Below are 2,388 nucleotides of genomic sequence, written 5' to 3'. Positions count from 1 at the left end.
TGAAGTGAGTTTCACCCAAAAAGGCATGACTGGCTTCTCCTATGCTTTGCGCTAAGCATATAGGAGTTCGGCCCGATATGGGAAATGCATATTGCATTCCGGCAAATTTCAAACTGAGACACTACCGGGGTATGAAGATGGATCGATGCAGATGGGGAAGAGAGGTCACATAGATCATCTCGCGCTGAAGGTAGACGATGAAGAACGCATGCAGGAAGTCAGGCGACGTGTGGTGAAGGCTGGCGCTTCGGATGGGACCATTACAGATTTCGGCGCTGTCCGTCTGGTGACCTTCAAGGACCCCGATGGAATGGAGGGGGAGGTCGCACGGTGGACCGATAGCAAACGCGTGCTCGGCTTTGAAGAACGCAAGCAGGAGCTTTGGCTAGACTGATCCGACTGATCCTGCCTCACACCGATGCTCCCGTCATCGACTGCAACGGGTCGTGAGCCGATATTCAACTGCGCCCGAACATTGACACAGCGCAAAGCAGCTACGCCCCAATCCATGTACGCCAATCACTGCGGGCGCCAAGGTGGTAGTCTAATCCGAACCAACCCAAGGCAAATTGGCAAGGCTACGGTGTGGACTGCTACCAATCGCTCCGGCTTGGCACCCAGACTCCGTTGGCCAACGGTTCTTGCCCGACGACGACTATTCCGCGTCCGCGCTTCGGCGCCAAGTCGCGAGGCAGGACTATGCGCGCGAGCGCCACCAACATGGGTCTGGTCGCTGCGCGCCTTCATCCCGATGGTCATTACTCTTGCAATGATCCGTGGCCTTGGCTGGATTTGAGCGATAGCGGTGGTACGCCTCCTGGGAACTGGCTTCGAAAACCAGAAGGCAAATGTTCCGAAGACAATGTACCGACCGATGCTGGGCATCCGTTTCCCCAACTGTGGGTGTGGAATGTCCCTCACTTGCGGCGTTAGCGAACATTCACATCGCTTCGGGAAGTGACTTCTTATGGCGCATCCTTCCTGTTCGACGCCGTAAATTGACCGTTACGGCCACATCGATCAGATCAAGCTCAAGACGCAAGGTTTCAGGTAGGGTGGGAGAACCTTCTGCAGCACTCTCGCCTCCCCGCCGCAATAGCGCCTTGCCGGCTTCACACAACTTTACATTCGCCCGCAACGGCCGAAACATTGCGCTCCTAGTCTGGCCCAGTCGCGGCAGAGATGCCGCATTAGCGAAAGGACCAGCATCATGGAAACGAACCATCAGGAACCGGCCGGCCTCTCTGGCACCCCGCAGAAGAAGAGCTGGGGCAAGCGCATCGCCATAGGCGGCATTGCGATAGCGGCGCTTGCCGGCGTCGGCGTCGCCGGCGCGCTCAGCCAGGATTACGGGCGCATCCAGCGCATTGGCATGGGCGGGGGCGACGGCGGACCCGGCATGCACATGCAGGCCAATTTCCGCCAGGGCATGGGGTTCGGCGGCCCGGGTTTCGGCGGGCATCACTTTGAGCGCATGCTCGAGGAGGTCGACGCCACACCCGAGCAGGAAGACAAGCTGGAGGCGATCATGGACAAGCTCCACGACGATGTCCGCCCGATCATGCGCGGCTTCCGCGACACGCGAGACGACGTCGCCAAGCTGCTCGGCGCCGCAACCATCGACCGCGAGGCAGCGGAGAAGCTGCGCGCTGAGCGCATTGCGGCGGTCGACGAGGCCTCGCGCAAGCTGACGTCGGCGCTGCTCGACGCCGCCGAGGTGCTGACGGCTGAGCAGCGGGCGGAGCTGGTCGAACATTTCGAGGATCGCGGCTGGCACCGCCGCTGGTAAGCTCTGTACCGGCACAGTTTCGAATCGGAGCAAACAAACGAGCATGGCGGACCAGGTTCTCATCGTCGACGACGACAGGCGCCTGTCCGCCATGCTCGCGGAATATCTGACGGGCAACGGCTTTCGTGTGCGAGCGGCGGAGACGGCGTGCGCAGGCATTGCCGAGATCGCGCGGCTGTCGCCCGATGCCGTGGTTCTCGACGTCATGCTGCCCGACATGGACGGCTTCGAGGCGCTCAAGCGCATCCGCGCGAACTCCGATGTGCCGGTTCTGATGCTGACGGCGCGAGGCGACGAGACCGACCGCATCGTGGGGCTGGAAATAGGCGCCGACGATTATCTGCCGAAGCCGTTCAATCCGCGCGAGTTGCTGGCGCGGCTGAAGGCAATCCTGCGCCGCCGCAACGCCGGCGCGAACGCATCCCCGCGCATCCTGCGCTTCGGTCGGCTGGAGATCGACCCTTCGTCGCGCTCGGCCCGCGTCGATGGGCGCGACTGCTCGATGACCAGCTACCAGTTCGACCTGCTGGTGGCACTCGCCGAAAATGCCGGACGCACGCTGTCGCGCGAACAACTGATGGATATGGTCAAGGGCGAGG

General features: G+C 61.5%; 3 protein-coding genes. All 3 read left to right on the top strand.

The features are described 5' to 3' along the window. Window positions 1–91 precede the first annotated feature (91 nt). The gene (locus EOA85_RS32890; protein ID WP_245486233.1) at window positions 92–394 is read left to right on the top strand and encodes a VOC family protein; all 303 of its coding nucleotides are present in this window, start codon (window positions 92–94) and stop codon (window positions 392–394) included. Window positions 395–1,210: 816 nt separating this feature from the next. Further along, window positions 1,211–1,789, top strand: a complete 579-nt coding sequence (locus tag EOA85_RS32885; RefSeq protein WP_127212491.1) for a Spy/CpxP family protein refolding chaperone — start codon at window positions 1,211–1,213, stop codon at window positions 1,787–1,789. Window positions 1,790–1,832: 43 nt separating this feature from the next. Beyond that, window positions 1,833–2,388, top strand: a 556-nt coding sequence (locus EOA85_RS32880; protein ID WP_164760046.1) for a response regulator transcription factor, incomplete at its 3' end; no start/stop codon positions are given.

The sequence above is a fragment of the Mesorhizobium sp. M5C.F.Ca.IN.020.29.1.1 genome, assembly GCF_003997375.1.
GTDB classification, from domain to species: domain Bacteria; phylum Pseudomonadota; class Alphaproteobacteria; order Rhizobiales; family Rhizobiaceae; genus Mesorhizobium; species Mesorhizobium wenxiniae.
This window is presented reverse-complemented; position numbering and strand designations above follow the sequence as displayed.